Raw genomic sequence first — 24,120 nt, 5'->3', positions numbered from 1 at the left:
TAGATGTGACGTGTTCAATTATATTGAAATGTTTTACAACCCAAAGCGCCGACACGGCACAAGTGATAACTTGTCACCGGTTGAGTATGAAAGGCGTTACTTTAAGAGCCTAACGGGTGTCTAGAATATCCGGGGCGATTCATAATAATAATTCGATAGTTAGGTTTGCCGTGCTTCATGAAAATTAAACTAAACACATAGACATAAGGGAACCGAATGAAATTGTTAAAAACACTAGGGGTATTAGCTGGATTAGCGCTGTTGCACGGCTGTGCGGCCGTACCTGAGTCTCATATGCTGGCTTATGAACCGCAACCAGGCGTTACTCCTGTTGAGGGAGCTTCACAGGTTGTGGTCAATGTTGTGGTTCAGGATGTGCGAGAAGACCAACGTCGTATTAGCAATAAGCGCCATAACTTTGGTTTTGGGATGGCTTCCATCTATAGCGAAGAGCCCGTAGAGGAGGCCGTGCATGCTGCTATTGAGCAGGAACTACTGACCAGGGGTTTTGTTGTGGAGAGTGATGCGCCCTTAACCATTAAAGGTGAAATCTTAGAGCTATACTCTAATTTGAACTTCGGCTTGTTTTCAGGCAAGGCGGTGGCCGATTCAACGATGCAAGTTGAGGTAGTGTCAGAGGTTGATGAAGTACTTTTCAGTAAAGAGATTTCAGTCAACCCTGAGCATACAGGGTTGCAGTACCAGTCGGCGTCTAATCTTGCCAGGCCTATCGAAATGGCCATAGAAGAAACGTTGGATGAGTTGTTTAATGATCCCCTGTTTATAGAGGCGTTGCTTAGTGCGCAACGATAAAGACGTATCAGCCCGCCAACCGGCGGGCTTTTTTGTGTCAGCTTTTAATACCTTTACAGCATTTTTATTTGAAAGGGTCTGCTCGCAGCGAGTTTCCACATTCTCCTCATCAATAATGTTGGCCGTCACCGCTAACCTCAGGCTAAGTGCCACGCCATTTTGAGTCGACTGGGCTGACTCCGGCTAACCTGCGGCGGCGTTTAGTAAAGGCGAAGCGGCGATGAGTGTGAGTGGGGGGAGTTACACTATGACTGCAGGTAGATGGTTATGGGTTGTTTTTAGCTGTTAGCTAAAAGTTTGTTCGCCCTTAGCTATAGTTGCCGTGGTGAAAGCGATTACTCACCGTAAAAGCGCGTTGAAGGGTAGCGAGTATATTCGCCTGCGGGTAGGTGACTGGAGGGTGACCATCGATGAGCGCGGCGATGTGCTGGATATCATCAACATCGGTGCTCGTGGCGGTGTTTGCCAATAAAGCGCCAATAACGCACCGATAACAGTTAATGAACAGGAGGCCACATGAGCGTCCCTCAAATTATTCAAACGCCTACCGGAGAGCGGTTGGTGGTATTGCCTGAGCAGGAGTACTACGCCTTGCTTGCGCGATTAGAAGATCAGGATGATATCGACGCAGCCAATGCGCTAGTGGCGCGCGGTGAAGAGTCGTTTCCGGAAGTGGTCGTGGATGCGCTACTGGAAGGCGTGTCCCCCGTGAAGGTGTACCGCGAATATCGTGGCCTTCGTGCTGGAGAGCTGGCGGAAAAAGCAGGCATTAGCCAGGGCTACCTTTCTGAAATAGAGTCAGGCAAAAAGAGTGGCTCATTGAGTGTGCTGAAACGCATTGCGGCTGCTTTAGATGTGGAATTGAGTGACTTAACCTAGCGGTTATTCTTTCTCGACGATAGATTAACAGTGCCCCATCTTTCATGGTGGGGCATTTTAGTGAGTATAAGGTAGGTAGCGCTCATGTGGGTTCGATGTCACCCCCCTTTTAACGGCGATAAAGCCTTTCTGCATTAATGGCGCTTCAATCGCTTTCTCACTCTCACTCTCACTCTCACTCTCACTCTCACTCTCACGCCGTACCGGTGCCTAAACGCCGTCATTGGAGGTAGTCTCGGGAATAGGACTGCCAGCCACCACAGAAATAACCCTTTCGTTAGAACCCCTGCAGCACTTTGCGTGTTTTGCGGTCTAAATCGCTGTGGTAAATGTTAGGCGGTGGTAAGCTTGGGTTTCGCTGTTGAGGAGTCTCTATGCATAAAACACTAGGTGGCATCAGTATCGTGCTAGTGAGTGCCTTGCTACTGGCAGGTTGCGGTGGCCAGGAAGAGGAGCAGACAGAGGTGCAGCCTGAGGCGGTGAGCGAAGAGGCCGCACCGCAGCAGCCTGAAGAGGTGGTTGAGGCCGTCGAGCCTTTAGAGGTGGCTATTTCCACTAAAGCTTCGCTGCGCACCGATCGCCGCTTGATGGTCGAGGGCGAGACAAATCTGCCGGACGGCGCTCAGGTTCAGGTAACCATTGAGCGTGAGATAAGTCGTGTACGTTGGCAGTCTCGCACAAGTGTTATGGATGGGCAGTTCGGTGCTGGGCCTTTTGGTTCTGGGAGCGGTTTGCCCGATGGCGGCTACATTGTTCGAGTTCAGCTTTCAGAAGCCAGCGTGCAGCCTAGGGAAGTTCAAGCGCGCATTGGCGCCCAAGGAGAGCACCTGACGGGAGAGCTTGTGAGCCAGTCCCGCCATGGCTTGGGGCAGGTGGCCACCTACTCACGCCGCTTCTTGGTGGGGAGTGAACCAAGACGCACGCGTGACCAGGTGATCATTGTTGAAGAAAATTAAGGATCTAGGGATAAGATGCTTTAGGCAGGGCACCAATGGGCTAACAGTACAGCGTGAATGGCCGTATCACTGGGCGCTTTTGAAAAGTGCTCAATGATAAAGCGTTCATCACGCTGAATAAGGTAATGTCCTGCTTTATGAAACACGTGTGTTGGGCCTAGCAGCAGTAAGTCACCGGCTGCAACCGGCGAAAAATCCGTATTGCTAGCGGGGGTTGCCATGACACACGGTGCTTTCCAGTCAATTTTCAACGGCAGGTGGCTGGGTACCGTAATCGTGGTTGCTTGCACTTGTTCCCAGGGGAGGGGGCCAGTGTGAGTCAACGTTAAAAGTTGCGGCGCGCTATCACCTTCCAAAAGGGTAGCCAAAGAGCAATCAAGAGCATCGGCAAGCGCCACTAAGCGCTCATGGCCAATCTGCTTGATCGCACCAGACTCCCAATAGGAAATAGTGACATCTGATACGCCAACTTTACGTGCAAGGGCAGCTTTGTTGAGCTTGGCCCTAAGCCGCAGTTGCTTGATACGTGAGCCTAGCGATTCCATTTCATCTTCCTATCGATGAGCTTAAAAAGCTCGTTGGATGTACTTCCACCGCTTACGGTGGCGCTCTGGACATGCTAAAAATGGTCTACTAAATAGTGTGTCTCATTTTCAAACATGAACACGAATCATAGGTACAGCGCCATACTAAGCGATTGTGCTTTAACGCGCATCTTGCAATCTATTACTCTTAAGCATTCGATCTGACGCTTTTAAGGGAAACTCGTTCCCTGAAGGATACTGTTGGTTAGCTAAAGGGTGCGTATAATGTCGCCACGCTTAATTGCAAAAGGATAATTTGATGACCGTACGTACGCGTATCGCACCTTCTCCTACGGGCGACCCCCATGTAGGCACTGCTTACATCGCGCTGTTTAATCTCTGTTTTGCGCGCCAACACGGCGGGCAGTTCATTTTGCGTATTGAAGATACGGATCGGGTGCGTTCTACGCCTGAGTCGGAGCAGATGATTTTGGATTCTCTGCGCTGGCTGGGCCTTGAGTGGGATGAAGGCCCGGATGTTGGCGGCCCCCACGGCCCGTACCGTCAAAGCGAGCGTGGGGATATTTACGCCCAGTATTCGCAGCAATTGCTAGATGCCGGTCATGCATTTAAATGTTATCGCACCAGTGAAGAGCTTGATGAACTGCGAGAGGCCCGTAAAGCGGCTGGGATGCAGTTGGCGCTAAAGCCCGTTGATCTAGCGCTAGATGCAGACGAGCAGGCGCGCCGCGAGCAAGAGAATTGGCCCTATGTGGTGCGCATGAACGTACCTAGCACTGGCGTGTGTGTTGTAAAGGATATGCTTCGCGGGGCTATTGAGGTTGAGTGGGCGCAAGTGGATGCGCAAATTCTACTTAAATCAGACGGTATGCCTACTTACCACCTTGCTAACGTGGTGGATGACCATTTGATGGGCATTACCCATGTGTTACGTGGGGAAGAGTGGATTAACTCAGCGCCGAAGCACCAGCTTTTATATGAGTACTTTGGCTGGGAAATGCCTGAGCTTTGCCATATGCCGCTGTTGCGTAACCCGGATAAATCCAAACTTTCCAAGCGTAAGAACCCAACGTCGATTAACTACTACCGACGCATGGGGTTCCTTCCCCAAGCGGTAACCAACTACCTGGGGCGCATGGGCTGGTCGATGCCGGATGAGCGGGAGAAGTTCAGCCTATCCGATATGATGGCGGAGTTTGATATTCAGCGAGTATCGCTGGGTGGGCCGGTGTTCGATTTGGAAAAGTTGACTTGGTTAAACGGCGTCTACATTCGTGAAGACCTGGACGACGATGCGCTGCTCCAAGCACTGCGCGAATGGGCGTTTAATGATGCCTATGTGAAGCAAATTCTACCCCAGGTACGCCCGCGAGTTGAAACGCTCTCGCAGGTGGTGCCGCTGGCAGGTCACTTCTTCTCAGGATTGCCCGCCTTAACAGAAGATGACTTTGACAGCGTTAAACTCGATAAAGAAACGCTGGTGAAGTTGCTGCAGTTCTTGGTATGGCGTTTTGAAACGGTGCCTGGCTGGGATAAAGAGGCATTGTTAGCTGAAGTGAAAGCGTTAGCAGAGCATTTTGAGCTAAAAATGAAGGCTTTCTTAGCGCCGGTCTTTATTGCCATTACGGGCAGCTCGTCAAGTACCTCTGTGATGGATGCTATGGCGATTTTGGGGTCGGATGTCACCCGTGCACGGCTTCGAAATGCGCTTGAAGTATTAGGTGGCGTATCCAAGAAGCAAGCTAAACGCTTCGAAAAGGAGTATCGCGAGCTGTAAGCCTGTTGGGAAGCGCCAAACTCCGCTGGTTGGGCGAGTTTGGCGCTTTCTGGTGAGCAATAGGGTTGACGAAGATCAGCTTAATCAGTATTATACGCTCCGTCTTAACGACATGTGGGGCCTTAGCTCAGCTGGGAGAGCGCAACACTGGCAGTGTTGAGGTCAGCGGTTCGATCCCGCTAGGCTCCACCAATAACGAGCATCGCGCGTCATTTCAAGGTTAGATACGTCCCATTCGTCTAGTGGTCTAGGACACCGCCCTTTCACGGCGGTAACAGGGGTTCGAACCCCCTATGGGACGCCACCTCCTACATTTCTTGCTCTGTTAATCTGCCAACGGGTCCTTACCTGTTAGTTGGCATTTTTTCTTGCCTGTCATTTGTGTTTCTACCCTATATCAGCCTCTTTTTGAGTGATTTTGTGCTTGACTTGTCCACTTTTGCGATTCTAGCGAAGGGGTTGTGCACAACCCCTTGTTGTTAGCCTAAAAAATCAGCGATTTAAATTAAAATCTATAAAATCAATGGCTTACGTTAGGTTAAAAAATGACCAATTTAAGGCTGGGTCACTGTTCATGGCGATTGTGGGACGTTTTCTAGTGGTTGTGAACAGGGTTATCCACAGATAGTGTGGAAAACCCTTTTCAAGACCGAGCCGCTAAAAAGTCAAGCGTTATTCTGGTTTTCGTAGCCGCTTTAAAAGTGACGACGTGTCCCACCGGCCGCCCTCCATGCGCTGCACATCCGCATAGAATTGATCGACCAGGGCGGTGACGGGAAGGGTGGCATCCAGGCGACGCGCTTGCTCTAGGCAAATGCCTAAATCCTTGCGCATCCAGTTCACTGCGAAGCCATGGTTATACTCATCGGCAATCATGGTTTTGTGGCGATTATCCATTTGCCAGGAACCCGCGGCACCTTTTGAGATAACGTCGATGACCTGTTGCTGATCAAGACCTGCCTGTTCAGCAAAATGCAGGCCTTCGGAAAGACCTTGTACTAAACCGGCAATGCAGATCTGGTTAACCATTTTGGTGAGCTGGCCACTGCTAGCAGGCCCCATCAATGTGACGGCCTTGGCATAGTGGTTGAGAACAGGCGCTACGGCATCAAAATGGTGCTGTTCACCGCCGCACATAACCGTCAGCGCGCCATTTTCAGCGCCTTGCTGGCCGCCTGAGACAGGCGCGTCTAGAAAGGCGACGCCTTTCTCGCGGCAAGCATTATCTAGCTCTAACGCCAAATCCGCAGAAGCGGTAGTGTGGTCAACTAGAATGCTGCCGCTGGCCATAGTGCTTAATACGCCGTCAACGCCGGTGGTGACTTGTCTTACGTCGTCGTCGTTACCCACGCATACCAGCACCAGGTCTGCGCCTTCAGCGGCTTCTTTAGGTGTAGCATGGGCAGTCCCGCCGTGTTCCTTGGCCCACGCTTCAGCTTTGCTATAAGTGCGGTTATACGCGCGAGTGGTTAAGCCCTGTTTCGCGAGGTGGCCTGCCATGGGGTAGCCCATAACGCCTAAGCCAATAAAGGCGACGGTTTTGATGGTCTTCATAGAGCACCTTTCTTGTGGATGTCGGTTTTGTCGATATCAATAAGTGGGTGGCGAAATATACGCAAAAGGCCACCCGAAGGTGGCCTTTCATCATCCTATAAATCCGCCTGACGGCTACAGATTTATTTTTTAGGATAGTCACGCTGGTCATGGCCAATATAGAGCTGGCGCGGGCGACCAATTTTGTAGCTTTCGCTGAGCATTTCGTGCCAATGAGAAATCCAGCCAATCGTCCGGGATACCGCAAAAATAACGGTGAACATATTGGTAGGAATGCCCATTGCCTTGAGGATGATGCCCGAATAGAAATCAACGTTCGGGTAAAGCTTGCGCTCAATGAAGTATTCATCTTCCAGGGCGATCTGCTCAAGCCGCTTGGCAATTTTAAGCTGCGGATCGTCAGCCATGCCTAGCTCTTCGAGTACTTCGTCGCAGGTCTCTTTCATTACCTTGGCACGCGGGTCGAAGTTGCGATAAACGCGGTGACCAAAGCCCATCAGCTTGAACGGGTCATCTTTATCTTTCGCTTTATCGACAAAGCGCTGAATGTTCTCTTCAGAGTCGTCGCCGATCTCATCTAGCATATTCAGTACAGCTTCGTTTGCTCCGCCGTGGGCTGGGCCCCACAGTGCGGCGATACCAGCGCTGATACAGGCAAACGGGTTAGCGCCGGTAGAGCCTGCTAAGCGAACGGTAGAAGTAGAGGCGTTTTGCTCGTGGTCCGCATGCAGCATAAAGATGCGGTCCATGGCTTTCGCGTATACCGGGTTGATTTTGTACTCTTCGCACGGGTTGCTGAACATCATGTAGAGGAAGTTCTCTGCATAGCTCAGGTCGTTGCGCGGATAGTTAAAGGGCTGACCAACATTATATTTGTGCGACATTGCAGCCAGAGTAGGCATTTTCGCAATGAGGCGAACGGCGCTAATGACGCGATCTTCTTCTTGGGTAATGTCCATATGGTCGTGGTAGAAAGCAGCTAAGCCACCCACCACGCCACACAAGATCGACATAGGGTGCGCGTCGCGGCGGAATCCCTTGAAGAAGTTGTTGATCTGGTCGTGGACCATGGTGTGATTGCGAATGCGCGATTCGAAATCAGCGTACTGCTCGTCGTCGGGTAGCTCACCGAAAAGTAGGGTGTAGCAAACTTCGACAAAGTTAGATTCTTTAGCCAGCTGGTCAATGGGGTAGCCGCGGTGAAGCAGTACGCCCTTGCCGCCATCAATATAGGTGATTGCGGACTGGCAGGAAGAAGTGGCCATGAAGCCGGGGTCGTAGGTAAACAGGCCTTCAGCACCTAAGCCGCGTACGTCGATGACGTCGGGGCCAAGTGTGCCGGAATACATGGGTAGATCGATCGGTTTTTCTAAACCGTCTACCGTCAATGTCGCTTTCCTGTCAGCCATGCTGGCCTCCTTTCGAATTCGGTTTGGGACGTAAAGTCGTTGTTTCGCTTACCGCGCCGGCGAAAAGGCCTGCCCACTATAGAAGCGTGCAACATTTTGTCAATTAGCCTATTCGCCAGTCATTGGTTGTACAAATGTTGTTGTTATGAATAATTTCTGTATATGATGTTTAGGCAGTTTATACTATAGAAGTGCCAGTGAGTTGACGATAAGTTAGGAGACTTATCAAACCGTCAAACTCCTGTCACTATAGCTATGCTGCAACGCAAAATCGACTCGGTTTGGTGGTAATCATCTTGCACCATGGTCGAGTCTAGCCTGAGTTCAGTTTGTCAGCGGGGGCTAAGGTTCTTATAATCCACGGCGCGCGACCGGCAGGCAGGTGGTCGTGCTCGACTTGGCGACGGCCGAGCCCCTTCCAGCAATCACTGCCCGCTCGGGCCATGCCCGAACAGTCGCAGAGCGGGCCAAGAGAGTGTGTACAACGCCGTGAATAGCAAACGACCCGTAAACTTAGATTTAAATACGATACATTTCCCACTTCCGGCGCTAACGTCGATTACACACCGTATCACGGGTGTCATCCTGTTCGTTGGCCTGATTTTCGCTTTTTGGGCGCTGGGTAAATCCCTATCATCTCCGGCTGGCTTCGATGCCGTCAGCAGTGCGCTGGCCAACAATTTTTTTGCCAAGTTCATCGCTTGGGGGTTGTTGTCCGCTTTAGCATTCCATTTTGTCGCAGGTATCAAACACCTGTTAATGGATGCTGATATTGGCGTAACCCTTGAAGGTGGTGTGAAAAAAGCACAGATCACTGTCGTGGTTAGTGCCGTTCTGATCATTTTGGCAGGAGTCTGGGTATGGTAACTAACATCACTAGCTTTGGCCGCAGCGGGCTTTCTGATTGGCTAATGCAGCGGGTTTCTGCGGTTATCCTGGCCCTTTATACGGTCTTTATAGTCGCTTATTTGTTGTTCAATCCGAACCTGGATTACTACGCCTGGAGCGGACTGTTCAGCCAAACGTGGATGCGTATCTTCTCGCTGCTGGCGTTTATCTCCATTGCAGCACACGCCTGGATCGGTTTGTGGACTGTCACCACCGATTATCTCAAGTCCACTCGCCTGCGCGTAGGTGTCCAGACGCTGATTATTCTGGCCATCTTCGTATACCTGGTGTGGGGCATTCAAATTCTGTGGGGAGCTTGATACATGTCTAACCTTCGTAGCCTGACGTTTGACGCCATCATTGTGGGTGGCGGTGGCTCTGGCCTGCGTGCTGCTTTAGAGCTGGCTAAGTCCGGTAAAAAGACAGCGGTTCTGTCCAAAGTGTTCCCGACGCGCTCTCACACCGTTTCTGCCCAGGGCGGTATTACCTGCGCGATTGCATCAGCTGACCCAAATGATGATTGGCGCTGGCACATGTACGACACCGTTAAAGGCGGCGACTACATCGCTGACCAGGACGCGGCTGAGTACATGTGTTCTGAAGGCCCAAAAGCGGTATTTGAGCTTGAGCACATGGGGCTGCCGTTCTCTCGCTTCGATAACGGCCGTATTTATCAACGCCCGTTTGGTGGTCAGTCAAAGAACTTTGGTGAAGGCGGCCAGGCGGCACGTACTTGTGCGGCAGCTGACCGTACCGGTCACGCGCTACTGCACACGCTTTACCAGAACAACCTTAAGAACAACACTACGTTCTTGAACGAGTGGTACGCGGTTGATCTGGTGAAAAATGCTAACGGTGATGTGGTGGGTTGTATCGCCATGTGCATCGAGACTGGCGAAGTTGTCCACGTTAAATCGAAAGCCACCGTACTGGCGACCGGCGGTGCAGGTCGTATTTATGCCTCTACTACTAACGCTCTGATCAATACAGGCGACGGTATCGGCATGGCGCTACGCGCTGGCTTCCCGATGCAGGATATGGAAATGTGGCAGTTCCACCCGACCGGCATTTACGGTGCGGGCACCTTGGTAACGGAAGGTTGCCGTGGTGAAGGTGGTTACTTAGTCAATAAAGATGGCGAGCGCTTCATGGAGCGTTACGCGCCGAATGCCAAAGATTTGGCAGGCCGTGACGTTGTAGCCCGCTCCATGGTGATGGAGATTTTGGAAGGCCGCGGCTGTGGCGATAAAGGCGATCACGTCTTCTTGAAGCTTGATCACTTGGGCGAAGACGTCCTAGGTAAGCGTTTGCCGGGTATCGTTGAGCTATCTAAAACCTTTGCTCACGTTGACCCTGCTAAAGATCCAATCCCGGTCGTGCCTACTTGCCACTACATGATGGGCGGCATTCCAACCAACGTTCATGGCCAGGCGATTACCCAAGACGAGAATGGCAAAGATCATATCGTTAACGGTCTGTTTGCGTGTGGTGAAGCGGCGTGTGTGTCGGTTCACGGTGCTAACCGTCTGGGCGGTAACTCCCTGCTTGATCTGGTCGTGTTCGGTCGTGCAGCGGGTATGTTTATCGAAGGCGCTCTGAACGAAGGTATTGAGTATCTGGATGCCTCTGAGTCTGACATCGAATCAGCCATGAAACGCATCACGCGCTGGAACGAATCAGAAGGCGGTGAAAGCATCCCCGAGCTCAAAGCTGAGCTACAAGACATCATGCAGAACTCTTTCGGTGTATTCCGTGAAGAGAAAAACATGCAAGACGGTGTCAAAAAGCTGGATGAGCTGCGCGCCCGTATTGCCAACGCGCACCTTCCAGACAAGTCCAATGCCTTTAACACCGCGCGTGTTGAAGCACTGGAGCTTGATAACTTGATGGAAGTGGCGGAAGCAACGGCGATTGCTGCCCTAGAGCGTAAAGAGAGCCGTGGTGCTCACTCGCGCTACGACTATCCTGACCGTGATGATGTCAACTGGCTGAAGCACTCGCTCTACTTCCCAGCAACGAAAGTGCTGAAGCAGCGCGACGTCAACTTTAAGCCGAAAACCGTTGATACCTTCGAGCCTAAGGTTCGTACCTACTAATCTCCGCATTGACGAGAGGGAGTCACCATGTCCAATCTTCAGGTATCCGTATACCGTTACAATCCGGAAACCGACTCCGCGCCTTACATGCAGGAGTTTCAGGTTGATACTAAGGGCCGCGATCTGATGGTGCTAGATGTTCTGCACCTGATGAAAGAGCAGGATAGCGGACTGGCGTTTCGTCGCAGCTGCCGTGAAGGCGTATGTGGTTCCGATGGCATGAATATGAACGGCAAAAACGGCTTGGCATGTATCACGCCGCTGTCAGACGTTGTGAAAAACAACAAGCTGACCCTGCGTCCGCTGCCTGGCCTGCCGGTTATTCGCGATATGGTTGTCGATATGGGGCTGTTCTATAAGCAGTACGAGCGCATTCAGCCGTACCTGCAGAACGATACCCCGGCACCGGCCATTGAGCGTCTGCAATCACCGGAAGAGCGCGATAAGCTAGACGGTCTGTACGAGTGTATTCTGTGTGCTTGCTGTTCGACGTCTTGCCCATCATTCTGGTGGAACCCGGAACGCTTTGTCGGCCCGGCGGGTTTGTTGCAGTCTTACCGCTTCCTGGCCGATACACGGGATACGGCAACACGCGAGCGCTTGACCAGTCTGGAAGACCCGTTCTCCGTTTTCCGCTGCCGCGGTATCATGAATTGCGTTGCGGTTTGTCCAAAAGGGCTGAATCCGACCCGCGCAATTGGTAAGATTCGCGAAATGTTGCTGGCAGACGCTACGTAAATGCCTAAAGTATGAGAAAAAAGCGAGTGCCACTTAAGTTCAGCTACAAAGCTACTTAAATCGTGGCGCTTCGCTTGTTATCATAGGGGCTATCATGTTGTGCGGCGACGCGTCGCACCCCATGATGAGTCAAGCTTAAAAGCCGGTGCTGGAAGTGCCGGCTTTTGAGCATGAACTGATAATAAAATAGCGCGTCATGAAAAACGTACGATGAACAGGGCTTCCGGCCTCCGGTCGGCGCCGCCGGCAAATGTCCCGCCCCGCCGGCAGGGCAATAGCGATGTCGTTGCGCTAGTGCAGCGATGCCGATACCACCCCATCAGTGCAGGGTGACCGAGAGATGCAACAAGGCATAATGGATTTAATGTGGCGTTCTTCTCACGTTAGTGGCGGCAATGTCCACTACGTGGAAGCGCTTTATGAGCAGTACCTCGCCGATCCCGATTCTGTCCCTGACGAGTGGCGCAGCTATTTTGACCAGCTGCCGCGTTCTGAGGGCAGTGCCTCCCACGATGTTCCACTAAGTCCGATTCGTGATCAGTTCTACCAGCTAGGCCGGGAAAGCCGTCCTGGGCAGGTGGTCGCCACTGTTGATAGTGGTGAAAACAAAAAGCAGGTGAAAGTCCTGCAGCTGATTAACGCCTATCGCTTCCGTGGTCATCAGAAGGCTAATATCGACCCGCTAGGGCTGCGTAATCCCACCCCCATTCCCGACCTCGACTTGTCGTTCCATCAGCTCTCAAAAGCTGATCTAGACACCGAGTTCCAGACCGGTTCGTTTTTCTTAGGTATCGATAAAGCGCCGCTGCGTGTAATCGTCGATGCGCTGGAGCAGACGTATTGCCGCTCCATCGGCTGCGAGATCATGCACATCGTTGATACCGAAGAGAAACGCTGGCTGCAGCGGCGTTTTGAGTCGGTTCGCAGTGCCCCCAAATTTAGCGATGACGTGCGCAAGCATATACTTGAGCGCTTAACCGCTGCTGAAGGTTTGGAAAATTACCTGGCGTCTAAATACCCAGGCACCAAACGTTTTGGTTTGGAAGGCGGCGAATCATTTGTTCCGATGATGGACGAACTCATCCAGCGTGCCGGTGGTTATGGCACTAAAGAAGTCGTTATCGGTATGGCTCACCGCGGTCGCCTCAACCTGTTGGTCAATATTCTGGGTAAAAACCCAACTGACTTGATCGACGAGTTCGATGGCAAAAAAGTGATTGAGCGTGGTTCTGGCGACGTTAAATACCACCAGGGCTTTAGTTCTAACGTCATGTCCCCTGGTGGTGAAGTCCACTTGGCCATGTCTTTCAACCCGTCGCACCTGGAAATTGTGGCGCCGGTAGTTGAAGGCTCGGTGCGTGCACGTCAAGACCGCCGCAATGACGAAGAGGGCAGCAAAGTACTGCCAATCAACGTTCATGGTGATGCTGCCTTTGCTGGACAGGGCGTGGTTATGGAGACATTCCAGATGTCTCAAACCCGCGCTTACAAAACCGGCGGCACGGTTCATATCGTGATTAACAACCAGGTGGGTTTCACAACATCGAACCCGCTGGATTCACGTTCTACTGAATACTGTACCGATATCGCCAAAATGGTTCAGGCGCCGATTTTCCACGTTAACGGCGATGACCCCGATGCTGTCATTCACGCGACCCAAGTGGCGCTGGATTACCGCCAGCAGTTCAAGAAAGACGTGGTGATCGACCTGGTGTGCTATCGCCGTCGCGGCCATAATGAAGCCGACGAGCCGTCAGGCACCCAGCCGATGATGTACGCCAAAATCAAAGACCACGCCTCCTCGCGTACTTTGTATGCCAAGCGGTTGGTCGAGCAGGGCGTTATTTCTGAAGAAGACGCTAAAGCGATGGTCGAAACCTATCGCGATGACTTAGTGGCAGGTAATCACGTTGCCAATGCGCTGGTTCAAGAGCCTAACACCACGCTATTCGTGGATTGGGCACCGTACCTGGGGCATGAGTGGAGCGGCGACGCAGACACTACCTTTGATATGAAGCGTCTGCAGCAGCTCGCGGCAAAAATGTGCGAGATTCCTGACGGGGTCGATGTACAGCGCCAAGTGGCTAAGATTTACGAAGATCGCCGTAAGATGCAGGCGGGTGGCATGGGGCTTAACTGGGGCTTCGCTGAAACCCTTGCTTACGCCACGTTGCTTGATCAAGGCCACCCGATTCGTATCACGGGTCAGGACGTTGGTCGCGGTACCTTCTCGCATCGTCATGCGGTGGTACATAACCAGAAAGATGGTTCTACCTACGTACCGCTGCAAAACATGGCCGACAGTCAGCCGCGTTTTACTATCCACGACTCCTTCCTTTCCGAAGAAGCCGTGCTAGCGTTTGAATACGGTTACGCTACTACCGCACCGAATCATCTAGTCATTTGGGAAGCCCAGTTTGGTGACTTCTTCAACGGTGCCCAGGTAGTGGTCGACCAGTTCATCTCCTCGGGTGAAACCAAGTGGGGTCGCCTGTGTGGTTTAACCATGCTGCTGCCGCATGGCTACGAAGGCCAAGGGCCAGAGCACTCCTCTGCGCGTCTGGAGCGCTTCTTGCAACTGTGTGCTGAGCACAATATGCAGGTATGTGTGCCTACCACACCGGCGCAGATTTACCACCTGCTGCGTCGCCAGGTAATTCGCCCACTGCGTAAACCGCTGATCGTAATGTCGCCTAAGTCGCTCTTACGCCATAAAGACGCTGTGTCCAGCCTTGAAGACCTTGCCCATGGCAAGTTCAACATGGTATTGCCGGATCAGGCAGAGCTTGCGGCTGAGCAGGTCACTCGCGTGATCATGTGCGCCGGTAAGGTGTACTACGATTTAGCTAACTGGCGTGCTGAAAACGAGCGTAACGATACGGCGATTATTCGTCTTGAGCAGCTCTATCCCTTCCCGAAAGAAGAGCTTCTGGATGTGCTCCAGGCGTATGCCAATGTGGAAGACATTGTGTGGTGTCAGGAAGAGCCGTTGAACCAAGGCGCCTGGTACTCCAGTCAGCACCACATGCGTGCCGTAGCCGATATACTTAAAGATGGCTTTGGACGTGAGTTGAAATTTGCAGGACGTCCTGCCTCGGCTGCTCCGGCAGCAGGCTATATGTCCGTCCACACTGAACAGCAGCGCCAGCTGGTGGAAGACGCTTTTAACCTATAAGCGCCCATCAGATTTAGAGAACATATAAGGGAAACGACATGGCTATTGATATCAAAGCGCCAACCTTTCCGGAATCCGTTGCCGAGGGCACTGTTGCTGCGTGGCATAAAAAGCCGGGTGACAGCGTCGAACGTGACGAACTGATTGTTGAAATCGAAACCGATAAAGTGGTGCTCGAAGTCGTCGCACCGGAAGCGGGTACCTTGACCGACGTAATGGCTGAAGAGGGCGAAACCGTCGAGTCTGAGCAGGTATTGGGCAAAATTGGCGAAGCCAGTGCATCAAGCAGCAAAGAAGACAAATCTTCTGGCGACAGTGCGAAAACGTCAGAAGAGAAGTCCGAAGAAAAAACCGCTGAAAAGAAAGCCAACGGTGGCAACGGCGGTGGTAAAAAGCATGATGTAAAAGCACCGAGCTTCCCTGAATCTATTCAGGAAGGCACCGTGGCGACTTGGCACAAGAAGGTAGGCGAAGCGGTTAAGCGCGATGAAGTGCTAGCCGATATCGAAACCGATAAAGTTGTGCTTGAAGTGGTTGCCCCCGCTGATGGCGCCTTGGCTGAAATTAAAGCCGAAGAGGGCAGCCAAGTTGAATCTGAAGCGGTTCTGGCTATCTTTGCTGAAGGCGCAGGAGGAGAGGCAAGCACTGCTGCCGATAAGACTCCTGAGGCATCAGCGGATGATGGTGCGGGTGATGAGAAAGTGGGTGATAAAATTCTCGCCCCGGCGGCACGTAAAATGGTTGCCGAGCATGATTTAGACGTTGCCAAGATCGAAGGTACCGGCAAAGGTGGCCGTATCTTGAAAGAAGACGTGCAAAAAGCAGTTAACGATGGCACTGCTAAGAAGGCGGCGAAGTCTGCTGCGCCGGCAAAAGCCGCTACGGCCACAGCCTCGGTAACGGAAGGCGAGCGTGTCGAAAAACGCGTGCCCATGAGCCGTTTGCGTCAAACCATTGCCAAGCGCTTGGTTCAGGCCCAGCAAACCGCTGCCATGCTGACCACGTATAATGAAGTGGACATGACCGAAATCATGGCCTTGCGTGCTCAGTACAAAGATACGTTCTTAAAAGCTCACGATATTAAGCTGGGCTTCATGGGCTTCTTTGTTAAAGCCGCTTCTGAAGCGCTCAAGCGCTTCCCGGATGTCAACGCCTCTATCGACGGTACCGACATTGTATACCACGGCTATCAAGATATCGGCGTTGCTGTATCTACTGATCGCGGTTTGGTGGTTCCGGTACTACGTGATACTGACAGCATGAAAATTGCCGATGTCGAGCGGACCATCATGGACTTCGGTAAGCGTGGTCGTGACGGCAAGCTGGGCATGGACGACATGATCGGCGGCACCTTTACTATCACTAACGGTGGTACCTTCGGCTCGCTGATGTCGACGCCGATCATCAACCCGCCACAAACCGCAATTCTGGGCATGCATAAGATTCAGGATCGCCCGATGGCGGTAAACGGTAAGGTCGAGATTCGCCCAATGATGTACCTGGCGCTCTCGTACGACCACCGTATGATTGATGGTAAAGACGCAGTGCGTTTCCTGGTAACTATCAAAGAGTTACTTGAAGATCCTGCACGCCTGTTGCTGGACGTTTAACAAAGCGCGTCAATGTGCTCTGTTTTTAACTAACGTTCTTATGCAATCGCACACTGCCTCTAGCCCGGTTTAAACCAATCGGGCAGAGGCAACCATGCTAAAGGAGCCAACATGGCTGACAAGTTTGACGTGATCGTTATTGGTGCAGGCCCTGGTGGTTATGTTGCCGCTATTCGCGCTGCGCAACTGGGCCTCAAAACCGCCTGCGTTGAGAAATGGATCGGTAAAGAAGGCAATGTCGTCCACGGCGGTACTTGCTTGAATGTAGGCTGTATCCCGTCTAAAGCATTGCTTGAAGCCTCACACAAGTTCGTCGAAGCCAAGCACGACTTCGACGATATGGGTATCCAGGCAGGCGACGTCACCATGGACGTCGAAAAGATGATGGCTCGCAAGGACAAGATCGTTAAGAACTTGACCGGCGGCATCTCTGGTTTGTTTAAGGCTAACGGCGTTACCGCTATTGAAGGTACCGGTAAAGTGGTTTCCGGTAAGCAAGTCGAAGTAACAGGCTTAGATGGCAACGCTACTACCTATGACGCCGATAATATCGTCATTGCAGCAGGCTCTGTGCCGGTTGAAATTCCGCCGACGCCGCTAACCGAAGGCCTAATTGTTGACTCCACCGGCGCGCTGGAATTCCAAGAAACGCCGAAGCGTCTTGGCGTTATCGGCGCTGGCGTTATTGGCCTGGAGCTTGGCAGCGTTTGGAACCGTTTAGGTTCTGAAGTGACCGTTCTGGAAGCGATGGACGCCTTCCTGCCGATGGTTGATACGGCGATCGCCAAAGAGACCCAAAAACTGCTTAAAAAGCAGGGCATGGACATTAAACTGGGCGCCCGTGTGACCGGTTCGGAAGTTAATGGTGAAGAAGTTATCGTCAAATACACCGACGGCAACGGCGAACAGGAAATGACGTTCGACAAGCTGATCGTTTGCGTTGGCCGCCGCCCATACACCAAAGGCGTGATTGCTGACGGTGTTAGCGTCGAGCTTGACGAGCGCGGCTTCATCTTCGTTGACGACCAGTGCCGCACGAATGTGCCCGGCGTTTACGCCATTGGTGACTGTGTGCGTGGTCCCATGCTGGCACACAAGGCATCTGAAGAAGGCATTATGGTCGCCGACATCATCGCAGGCCACAAAGCCGAGATGAACTACGACACGATCCCGAATGTGATTTACACCTTCCCGGAAGTGGCGTGGGTGGGTATGACTGAGCAAGATGCCAAAGCCAAAGGCATCGAAGTAAAAACGGGCAGCTTCCCCTTTGCGGCAAGCGGTCGTGCAATGGCTAACAATGCCACCGAAGGCAGCGCCAAGATCATCGCTGATGCGGAAACTGACCGTATCCTTGGCATGCACATCGTTGGCCAGCACGCGGGTGAAATGATTGCCCAAGGCGTGATTGCCATGGAATTTGGCTCTAGTGCTGAAGACCTGGCCTTAACCTGCTATGCGCACCCGACTATGTCGGAAGCGGTGCACGAAGCAGCGCTTGCGGTAGAAGGCCATGCGATTCATATGGCTAACCGCAAGAAGCGTAAATAATCCAGTAAGTAATAACGAAGCGCCACCTACTAGGTGGCGCCACACTTTTGGCCTTGTAATGAAACACAAGGATCAAAAGAACGGGGATGACCAGTTCTTTCAAAGCAACTAGTCATCGTTCGAGTCACATGCAACCAATGGCATGAATCGATGAACCTTCACGAGTATCAAGGCAAACAGCTGTTTGCTGATTATGGTCTGCCAGTGTCCAAAGGCTTTGCCGTGGACACCCCCGAAGAAGCGGAAGAAGCGTGTAAAAAAATCGGCGGCGACATGTGGGTTGTTAAAGCCCAAGTTCACGCTGGTGGCCGTGGTAAAGCGGGCGGCGTTAAGCTGATTAAAGATCCAGCTGAAGCGAAAGCGTTTGCCGAGCAGTGGCTGGGTAAAAATCTGGTAACGTTCCAAACTGACGAAAAAGGTCAGCCAGTTGCCAAGATTTTGGTTGAGACCTGCACTGACATCGCCGATGAGCTCTACCTTGGCGCAGTGGTAGACCGTACTACCCGCCGTGTGGTCTTTATGGCCTCTACCGAAGGTGGTGTAGAAATCGAGACGGTTGCTGAAGAGACGCCGGAAAAGATTCTTAAAGCAGAGATTGATCCGCTGGTTGGCGCACAGCCCTACCAGGCGCGCGAGTTAGCGTTTGCGCTGGGCCTAAAAGGCGACCAGATTAAGCAGTTCACTAAGATTTTCCTGGGTCTGTCCAAGCTATTCCATGAAAAAGACTTGGCCCTGCTGGAAATCAACCCGCTGGTTGTGACCGACGAAGGCAATCTGCACTGCCTCGACGCCAAACTGGGCCTCGACAGCAATGCGCTGTACCGCCACCCAGACCTGCAAGCGATGCGCGATCCTTCCCAGGAAGACTCTCGTGAAGCCGATGCAGCGAAGTGGGAGCTTAACTACGTAGCACTTGATGGCAACATCGGCTGCATGGTTAACGGTGCTGGCCTGGCCATGGGTACCATGGACATCGTCAACTTGAGTGGCGGCAAGCCCGCTAACTTCCTGGACGTAGGCGGCGGCGCGACCAAAGAGCGCGTAGCAGAAGCGTTCAAGATCATCCTGTCTGACGACAACGTTAAAGCCGTTCTGGTTAACATCTTCGGCGGTATCGTTCGCTGCGACATGATTGCTGAAGGCATCATCGGTGCCGTTGAACAAGTCGGTGTTAACGTACCGGTTGTGGTACGTCTGGAAGGTAACAACGCCGAGCTGGGCACTGAAAAATTAGCGTCTAGCGGTCTGAACATCATCGCTGCTACCAGTCTGACCGACGCGGCTCAGCAGGTCGTTAAAGCGGCGGAGGGCAAGTAATGAGCATCCTGATCGATAAGAACACCAAGGTCATCTGCCAAGGTTTCACCGGTGGCCAGGGCACGTTCCACTCCGAGCAGGCGATTGCCTACGGCACGCAGATGGTCGGTGGCGTTACGCCGGGCAAAGGTGGTCAAACGCACCTGGGCCTGCCTGTTTTCAACACCGTGAAAGAAGCGGTTGAGAAAACCGGTGCAGAGGCTAGCGTGATTTACGTTCCGGCACCGTTCTGTAAAGACTCGATTCTTGAAGCCGCTAATTCGGGCATCAAGCTAATCGTGTGCATCACCGAAGGTATCGCCACGCTGGATATGCTTGAAGCAAAAGTAAAATGCGACGAGCTGGGCGTACGCCTGATCGGCCCGAACTGCCCCGGTGTTATCACCCCAGGCGAATGTAAAATCGGCATTATGCCGGGTCACATTCACCAGCCGGGCAAAGTCGGTATCGTGTCTCGTTCAGGCACCCTGACCTACGAAGCCGTTAAGCAGACGACTGATCACGGTTTCGGTCAGTCTACCTGTGTGGGCATCGGCGGCGACCCGATTCCGGGTTCTAATTTCATCGACATCCTTGAGATGTTTGAGAAAGACCCGAAAACCGAAGCGATCGTGATGATTGGTGAGATCGGTGGTACCGCTGAAGAAGAAGCAGCTGCCTACATCAAAGCCAACGTTTCCAAGCCTGTGGTTTCCTACATTGCCGGTGTAACTGCACCTCCTGGCAAGCGTATGGGCCACGCGGGCGCGATCATCTCGGGCGGCAAAGGTACAGCCGACGAGAAGTTTGCTGCTCTTGAAGACGCTGGTGTTAAAACCGTGCGTTCTTTGGCACAAATCGGCGACGCGCTGAAAGAAGTGACTGGCTGGTAAGCACTCGCTTTACCAAGCAAGTTAAAAAGAGCACCTTCGGGTGCTCTTTTTTTTGCGCTTCATTCCGCAATGTCTTTCCCATCTCCTGGGCAGCTTCTCCTTTCAAGCACGCTTAGACCCGTTTTCCAGTTGCTCGCACCTTGACTATTACGTGCTTTGATCTAATATAACATCCATATAGATGGTATATGGAATCTATTTGGATGTTTTTTTGGCTATCAAGCCCAATGCTGGGCGCAACGAGGATCACCCATGAGCGTTCATGAACTTCGCCGTAAGACCGGCGACGCCAGCGAGAAGATCACCATTAATTTGGGGGTCGTCGATTTAGGGCAAATCGATCTACTGGTTCAGGAGGGGTTTTACTCCAACCGTACCGATCTAATTCGCACGGCCATTCGTAATCAATTGGCGACTCATGCCGAGGTGGTGAAGGAAACCGTAACCCGCAAGGCGTTCGTATTGGGACTTGAAAACTACAGCCGCTCGGATCTTGAAGCGCTGCAGTCAGCAGGTGAGAAATTGCAGATTCAGGTTTTGGGTATGGCCTGCATTGCTGATGACGTAACGCCGGAGCTTGCTCTTGCTACTATTGAATCCGTGGTGGTACTAGGCGCCCTGCATGCCAGTAAAGCGGTGAAGGCCGCTTTGGCAGATCGAATCCACTGAATCATTAACCACCGCTTAGGTGAATAGGGGCATTGATCATGATTAGCGCCACCATGACGAAGCGAATGGAAGAAGCAACACGACTCACCCGCGCGGGTAAGTTGAACGAAGCCATGACTCTCCTTCAGGGCGCAATGCCTGAAATGAAAGGTGAAGAAACGCCGGATAGCCCTTACCAGGGCGGGAGTATTTTTGACGGAACCTGCCAGGTCATCGACGAAGACGTGACGATATCGAAGCCAGGGCCAGAGCCAGAGTCTGCTGAGCCGATAGCTGGAGTCTTCTCGGCAAGCGATATTAAGATGCCAGCTGAATGGCGGGAAAAGTGGATGACGTTTCGAGGGAACTTAGCACAGCCCGAGCACGCCACCGAGGAGCCAAAGCCGGGCGCGTTCACTGCCGGGCGTTTTTCTAACCCTGTGGGTACGCGTGATTACAAACTGTATATACCCAGTGGCTACCATGGCCAAGCGTTGCCGCTGGTGGTCATGCTTCATGGCTGTACGCAGAACCCTGATGACTTTGCTTCAGGCACCGATATGAACCGGCTGGCTGAAGAGCAGCTGTGTTGCGTGCTCTATCCGGCTCAGCCGATGAGTGCCAATAGCTCTAAATGCTGGAACTGGTTCAAAGCTGAAGATCAGCAGCGCGAAGGCGGTGAGCCAGCGATTCTGGCGGGCATGACGCGGCAAATCATCGATACTCATGGGCTCGATGAAAGCCGCGTGTATGTGGCAGGGCTCTCGGCAGGCGCAGCCATGGCGACAACGTTGGCTATGACGTATCCGGATCTGTTTGCAGCGGTGGGCGTACACTCTGGGCTTCCTCACGGCGCTGCTCAAAGCCTTCCTGATGCTCTTGGCGCTATGCAAGGTGGCACTGGGCCACTTGGTGGCGGTAATAAAGCCAAAGGAGCCCGTTGGTTATCTGACGTACCTGCGATTATTTTTCATGGTGATCGGGATACAACCGTACACCCCAGTAACGCCGACCGTATTGCTGCTCAGTTCAGCGTATCGCGTCAAACAGGGGCGACGGTGGAGCAAGGACAGGAGGCCAAAGGTCATGCCTACACGCGTACTACGTACCACGATGCGGCAGGCAAACCCCGCTTGGAGCAGTGGCGGATAAAAGGGGCGGGACACGCTTGGGCGGGAGGCAGTGCCCAGGGGAGCTATACCGATCCAAAGGGGCCAGATGCCACCAAAGAAATGCTGAGATTCTTCTTTCAACACTAGCAGACTTGATGCTTGATACCGCACAGAACCAACAACGGCACCTTAGGGTGCCGTTGTTGGTTACATCAAGCATGACTTAGAAGGACAGGCTCAAACAGCAGGTTTTGCCACCAGCGAGCGTGTCTCTTCACGGGCCTCAGTGAGCACCACGCGAAGCGGGTCGCCAAGCTTGTAGCGCTCTTCGCCTTCGATCTGGATACGGCCCTCTTTATCGTCAATCACCACTTTGCTGCGGTCGCTGTGCATTAAAGGCGCAGGTACAAACGCTGTTGCGCCATTTTCCAACAGGCGAACGCGCATGCCGCCACGGTTGATGGCCATGATCTCGGCCTCAAAGGTGTCCTGGTTCTGTGCGGCAGGCGTTAGGTAACGCACGTAGAGCCAATCTTTCACGTCGCGCTCGGCCATACGGTTCAGGCGTCGGCGTTCAGTGAGCTGCTCGGTGAGCTGCTGGGTGGCCTCGGCGGGGGCCTGTTCCCCTTTTAGCACGCGCTTGATCAAGCGGTGGTTGACCATATCGCCATACTTACGGATGGGTGATGTCCAAGTAGCGTAGGCAGCCAACCCTAAGCCGAAATGCGGGCCAGGCTGGGCCGACATGCTGGTAAACCCTTGGAAGCGGCGTAGGCGTGCATCTAGCCAAGCGTCATCGCGGCTTTCCAGGGCGCGCTTAAGCTCGGTGTAGCGGGCAAGCTCGGTTAGCGCTTCGCGCTCAACCACAATCTCTTGGCCTGCCAGGAACTCCTGAGCGGCCTCGGCTTTTTCCGGCTCAAACGCGCGATGCACATTGAAGATGCCGTGGCCGATATGTTGTGCCAGGAAGTCCGCACAGCAGGCATTGGCGACAATCATTGACTCTTCGATCATGCGGTTGGCTATGCGGCGCTCTTCGGTGCGCACGGCCAGCACGTTGCCAGCGGGATCGAGATCAAACACGTAGTCGGGGCGGTCTTTAAATACCAGTGCGTGCTCGTTGCGCCAAGCGGTACGCGCTTCGGTTAGCTCACGTAGGGCAGTAAGCTGTTCGGCAACATCATCGGCTGGTGCCCACTCGCCTTGACCTTCAATCCAGTCGGAAACGCTATCATAGGCGAGTTTGGCATGGGATTTTACATTCGCCGCGAAGAAGCGGTAATCGCCCAGGCTGCCGTCGGCGTTAATGTCCAGCGTACAGGCGAGGGCAGGGCGCTCCTGGCCTTCCCATAGTGAGCAAAGATCATCCGCTAACTGCTCCGGCAACATGGTGACGTTTTGGCCGGGCAGGTAAACGGTGAAGGCGCGGGTGCGGGCTTCTAAATCCGCCGCATGGCCCTCTTCCACGTAAGCGGTGGGGTCGGCGATTGCTACGCTTAACCGCCAGCCACCTTCGGCGCGTTGGGAGATGTGCAGCGCATCATCCATATCGCGGGTTTTTTCACCGTCGATAGTGAAGAAGGGCGTTGCGGTTAAGTCTTCACGGGTAAGGCCTTCATCGATCAGCGGCCAGTCGGTGCCAGCATCGGGGCACTCTTGCTCCAGCGCATGGCGGGCCAGGGTAACGCGCCACGGCACGGCGGGGTCATCGCTCTTGGCGACCAGCTCATCAATTTGGGCAAAAAAGGCACGGTCGTCGGTTTTCAGCGGATGACGCACCAGTCGCGCCACAACCCAGTCGCCATCAGCAATGGTGGCTTCATCAAGGCTGTTCTTAATGCGCGATTTGAGAACGTTTTTAATCGAGGGGTGATCGGGTACAACGGCGAGACGGCCTTCGCGCTTCTGCACACGGGCAACAAACCGATCCAGCCCAGCTTCAATCAGCTTTTCCGGCTCAACGGACTTCTTGTCACCGTTTTCGTGGATGACGGCTTCTACGCGATCACCGTGAAGCACTTGCTTCATGGCGGGCGGTGGTACGAAATAGGATTCACCGTCGTCGGTTTCTAGAAATCCAAACCCTTTATCGGTGGCTTTTATCACCCCTTCGGCGCGTGGGGTGGTTTGACGAATCTGTTGCTTGAGCTGGGCAAGCAGGGAGTTGTTTTGAAGCATGT

At 53.0% G+C, this 24,120-nt stretch carries 21 protein-coding genes and 2 tRNA genes; 19 read left to right on the top strand and 4 right to left on the bottom strand.

Annotated elements, in window-relative coordinates:
• The 5 genes from MOY_RS16925 to MOY_RS08970 form a co-directional block, all read left to right on the top strand.
• Window positions 1-124, top strand: a 124-nt coding sequence (locus MOY_RS16925; protein ID WP_139029306.1) for an IS3 family transposase, incomplete at its 5' end; no start/stop codon positions are given.
• A gap of 92 nt (window positions 125-216) precedes the next feature.
• A complete protein-coding gene (locus MOY_RS08985) occupies window positions 217-813 on the top strand; it encodes a YajG family lipoprotein (protein WP_009098850.1) in 597 nt (198 codons plus the stop codon).
• A gap of 325 nt (window positions 814-1,138) precedes the next feature.
• The gene (locus MOY_RS08980; RefSeq protein WP_193391960.1) at window positions 1,139-1,285 is read left to right on the top strand and encodes a type II toxin-antitoxin system RelE family toxin; all 147 of its coding nucleotides are present in this window, start codon (window positions 1,139-1,141) and stop codon (window positions 1,283-1,285) included.
• Between the two features lie 44 nt (window positions 1,286-1,329).
• Window positions 1,330-1,692 carry a helix-turn-helix domain-containing protein gene (locus MOY_RS08975; protein WP_009098849.1) on the top strand — a complete coding sequence of 121 codons (363 nt, stop codon included), beginning with the start codon at window positions 1,330-1,332 and terminating at the stop codon, window positions 1,690-1,692.
• Between the two features lie 374 nt (window positions 1,693-2,066).
• On the top strand, window positions 2,067-2,648 hold the full coding sequence (locus tag MOY_RS08970) for a hypothetical protein (protein WP_009098846.1): 582 nt from the start codon (window positions 2,067-2,069) through the stop codon (window positions 2,646-2,648).
• A gap of 20 nt (window positions 2,649-2,668) precedes the next feature.
• Here the strand turns inward: MOY_RS08970 and MOY_RS08965 are convergent, their stop codons facing one another.
• On the bottom strand, window positions 2,669-3,193 hold the full coding sequence (locus tag MOY_RS08965; RefSeq protein WP_009098845.1) for a helix-turn-helix domain-containing protein: 525 nt from the start codon (window positions 3,191-3,193) through the stop codon (window positions 2,669-2,671).
• 298 nt (window positions 3,194-3,491) lie between these two features.
• Here MOY_RS08965 and gltX point away from each other — a divergent pair, with 298 nt between their 5' ends.
• The 3 genes from gltX (at window position 3,492) to MOY_RS08950 (ending at window position 5,274) form a co-directional block, all read left to right on the top strand.
• A complete protein-coding gene (gene gltX / locus MOY_RS08960; protein WP_009098843.1) occupies window positions 3,492-4,970 on the top strand; it encodes a glutamate--tRNA ligase in 1,479 nt (492 codons plus the stop codon).
• 116 nt (window positions 4,971-5,086) lie between these two features.
• Window positions 5,087-5,162, top strand: a tRNA-Ala gene (locus MOY_RS08955).
• A gap of 36 nt (window positions 5,163-5,198) precedes the next feature.
• Window positions 5,199-5,274, top strand: a tRNA-Glu gene (locus MOY_RS08950).
• A 368-nt stretch (window positions 5,275-5,642) separates the two neighbouring features.
• On the opposite strand, the gene MOY_RS08945 is transcribed toward MOY_RS08950, so the two are convergent.
• Window positions 5,643-6,524 (bottom strand): NAD(P)-dependent oxidoreductase, encoded by an 882-nt coding sequence (locus tag MOY_RS08945; protein ID WP_009098842.1) that lies wholly within the window; start codon window positions 6,522-6,524, stop codon window positions 5,643-5,645.
• A 122-nt stretch (window positions 6,525-6,646) separates the two neighbouring features.
• Window positions 6,647-7,933, bottom strand: a complete 1,287-nt coding sequence (gene gltA, locus MOY_RS08940; RefSeq protein ID WP_009098840.1) for a citrate synthase — start codon at window positions 7,931-7,933, stop codon at window positions 6,647-6,649.
• A gap of 489 nt (window positions 7,934-8,422) precedes the next feature.
• On the opposite strand from gltA, the gene sdhC reads away from it, so the two are divergent.
• The 11 genes from sdhC (at window position 8,423) to MOY_RS08885 (ending at window position 22,087) form a co-directional block, all read left to right on the top strand.
• Window positions 8,423-8,800 carry a succinate dehydrogenase, cytochrome b556 subunit gene (gene sdhC / locus MOY_RS08935; RefSeq protein WP_202813486.1) on the top strand — a complete coding sequence of 126 codons (378 nt, stop codon included), beginning with the start codon at window positions 8,423-8,425 and terminating at the stop codon, window positions 8,798-8,800.
• Window positions 8,794-9,141 (top strand): succinate dehydrogenase, hydrophobic membrane anchor protein, encoded by a 348-nt coding sequence (gene sdhD / locus MOY_RS08930; RefSeq protein ID WP_009098836.1) that lies wholly within the window; start codon window positions 8,794-8,796, stop codon window positions 9,139-9,141. Before sdhC ends, sdhD begins: the two co-directional genes overlap by 7 nt.
• A gap of 3 nt (window positions 9,142-9,144) precedes the next feature.
• Window positions 9,145-10,917, top strand: a complete 1,773-nt coding sequence (gene sdhA, locus MOY_RS08925) for a succinate dehydrogenase flavoprotein subunit (RefSeq protein WP_009098834.1) — start codon at window positions 9,145-9,147, stop codon at window positions 10,915-10,917.
• Between the two features lie 27 nt (window positions 10,918-10,944).
• A complete protein-coding gene (locus MOY_RS08920) occupies window positions 10,945-11,655 on the top strand; it encodes a succinate dehydrogenase iron-sulfur subunit (protein ID WP_009098832.1) in 711 nt (236 codons plus the stop codon).
• Between the two features lie 340 nt (window positions 11,656-11,995).
• Entirely contained in the window at window positions 11,996-14,830 is a 2,835-nt protein-coding gene (locus MOY_RS08915) for a 2-oxoglutarate dehydrogenase E1 component (RefSeq protein WP_009098830.1), read from the top strand.
• Between the two features lie 38 nt (window positions 14,831-14,868).
• Window positions 14,869-16,440 carry a 2-oxoglutarate dehydrogenase complex dihydrolipoyllysine-residue succinyltransferase gene (gene odhB, locus MOY_RS08910; RefSeq protein WP_009098828.1) on the top strand — a complete coding sequence of 524 codons (1,572 nt, stop codon included), beginning with the start codon at window positions 14,869-14,871 and terminating at the stop codon, window positions 16,438-16,440.
• Between the two features lie 111 nt (window positions 16,441-16,551).
• Window positions 16,552-17,991, top strand: a complete 1,440-nt coding sequence (lpdA, locus tag MOY_RS08905) for a dihydrolipoyl dehydrogenase (protein WP_009098826.1) — start codon at window positions 16,552-16,554, stop codon at window positions 17,989-17,991.
• A 150-nt stretch (window positions 17,992-18,141) separates the two neighbouring features.
• Window positions 18,142-19,308, top strand: a complete 1,167-nt coding sequence (sucC, locus tag MOY_RS08900; protein ID WP_009098824.1) for an ADP-forming succinate--CoA ligase subunit beta — start codon at window positions 18,142-18,144, stop codon at window positions 19,306-19,308.
• Window positions 19,308-20,180 carry a succinate--CoA ligase subunit alpha gene (sucD, locus tag MOY_RS08895; protein WP_009098820.1) on the top strand — a complete coding sequence of 291 codons (873 nt, stop codon included), beginning with the start codon at window positions 19,308-19,310 and terminating at the stop codon, window positions 20,178-20,180. The genes sucC and sucD overlap by 1 nt, the downstream gene beginning before the upstream one ends.
• Window positions 20,181-20,432: 252 nt before the next feature.
• Window positions 20,433-20,849 carry a CopG family transcriptional regulator gene (locus MOY_RS08890; protein WP_009098818.1) on the top strand — a complete coding sequence of 139 codons (417 nt, stop codon included), beginning with the start codon at window positions 20,433-20,435 and terminating at the stop codon, window positions 20,847-20,849.
• Between the two features lie 38 nt (window positions 20,850-20,887).
• Window positions 20,888-22,087, top strand: a complete 1,200-nt coding sequence (locus MOY_RS08885) for an extracellular catalytic domain type 1 short-chain-length polyhydroxyalkanoate depolymerase (protein WP_009098816.1) — start codon at window positions 20,888-20,890, stop codon at window positions 22,085-22,087.
• Window positions 22,088-22,177: 90 nt separating this feature from the next.
• On the opposite strand, the gene MOY_RS08880 is transcribed toward MOY_RS08885, so the two are convergent.
• Window positions 22,178-24,118 carry an exoribonuclease II gene (locus tag MOY_RS08880; RefSeq protein ID WP_035540487.1) on the bottom strand — a complete coding sequence of 647 codons (1,941 nt, stop codon included), beginning with the start codon at window positions 24,116-24,118 and terminating at the stop codon, window positions 22,178-22,180.
• Window positions 24,119-24,120: the final 2 nt, after the last annotated feature.

It is taken from the genome of Halomonas sp. GFAJ-1 (assembly GCF_000236625.2).
Taxonomy (GTDB): domain Bacteria; phylum Pseudomonadota; class Gammaproteobacteria; order Pseudomonadales; family Halomonadaceae; genus Vreelandella.
This window is presented reverse-complemented; position numbering and strand designations above follow the sequence as displayed.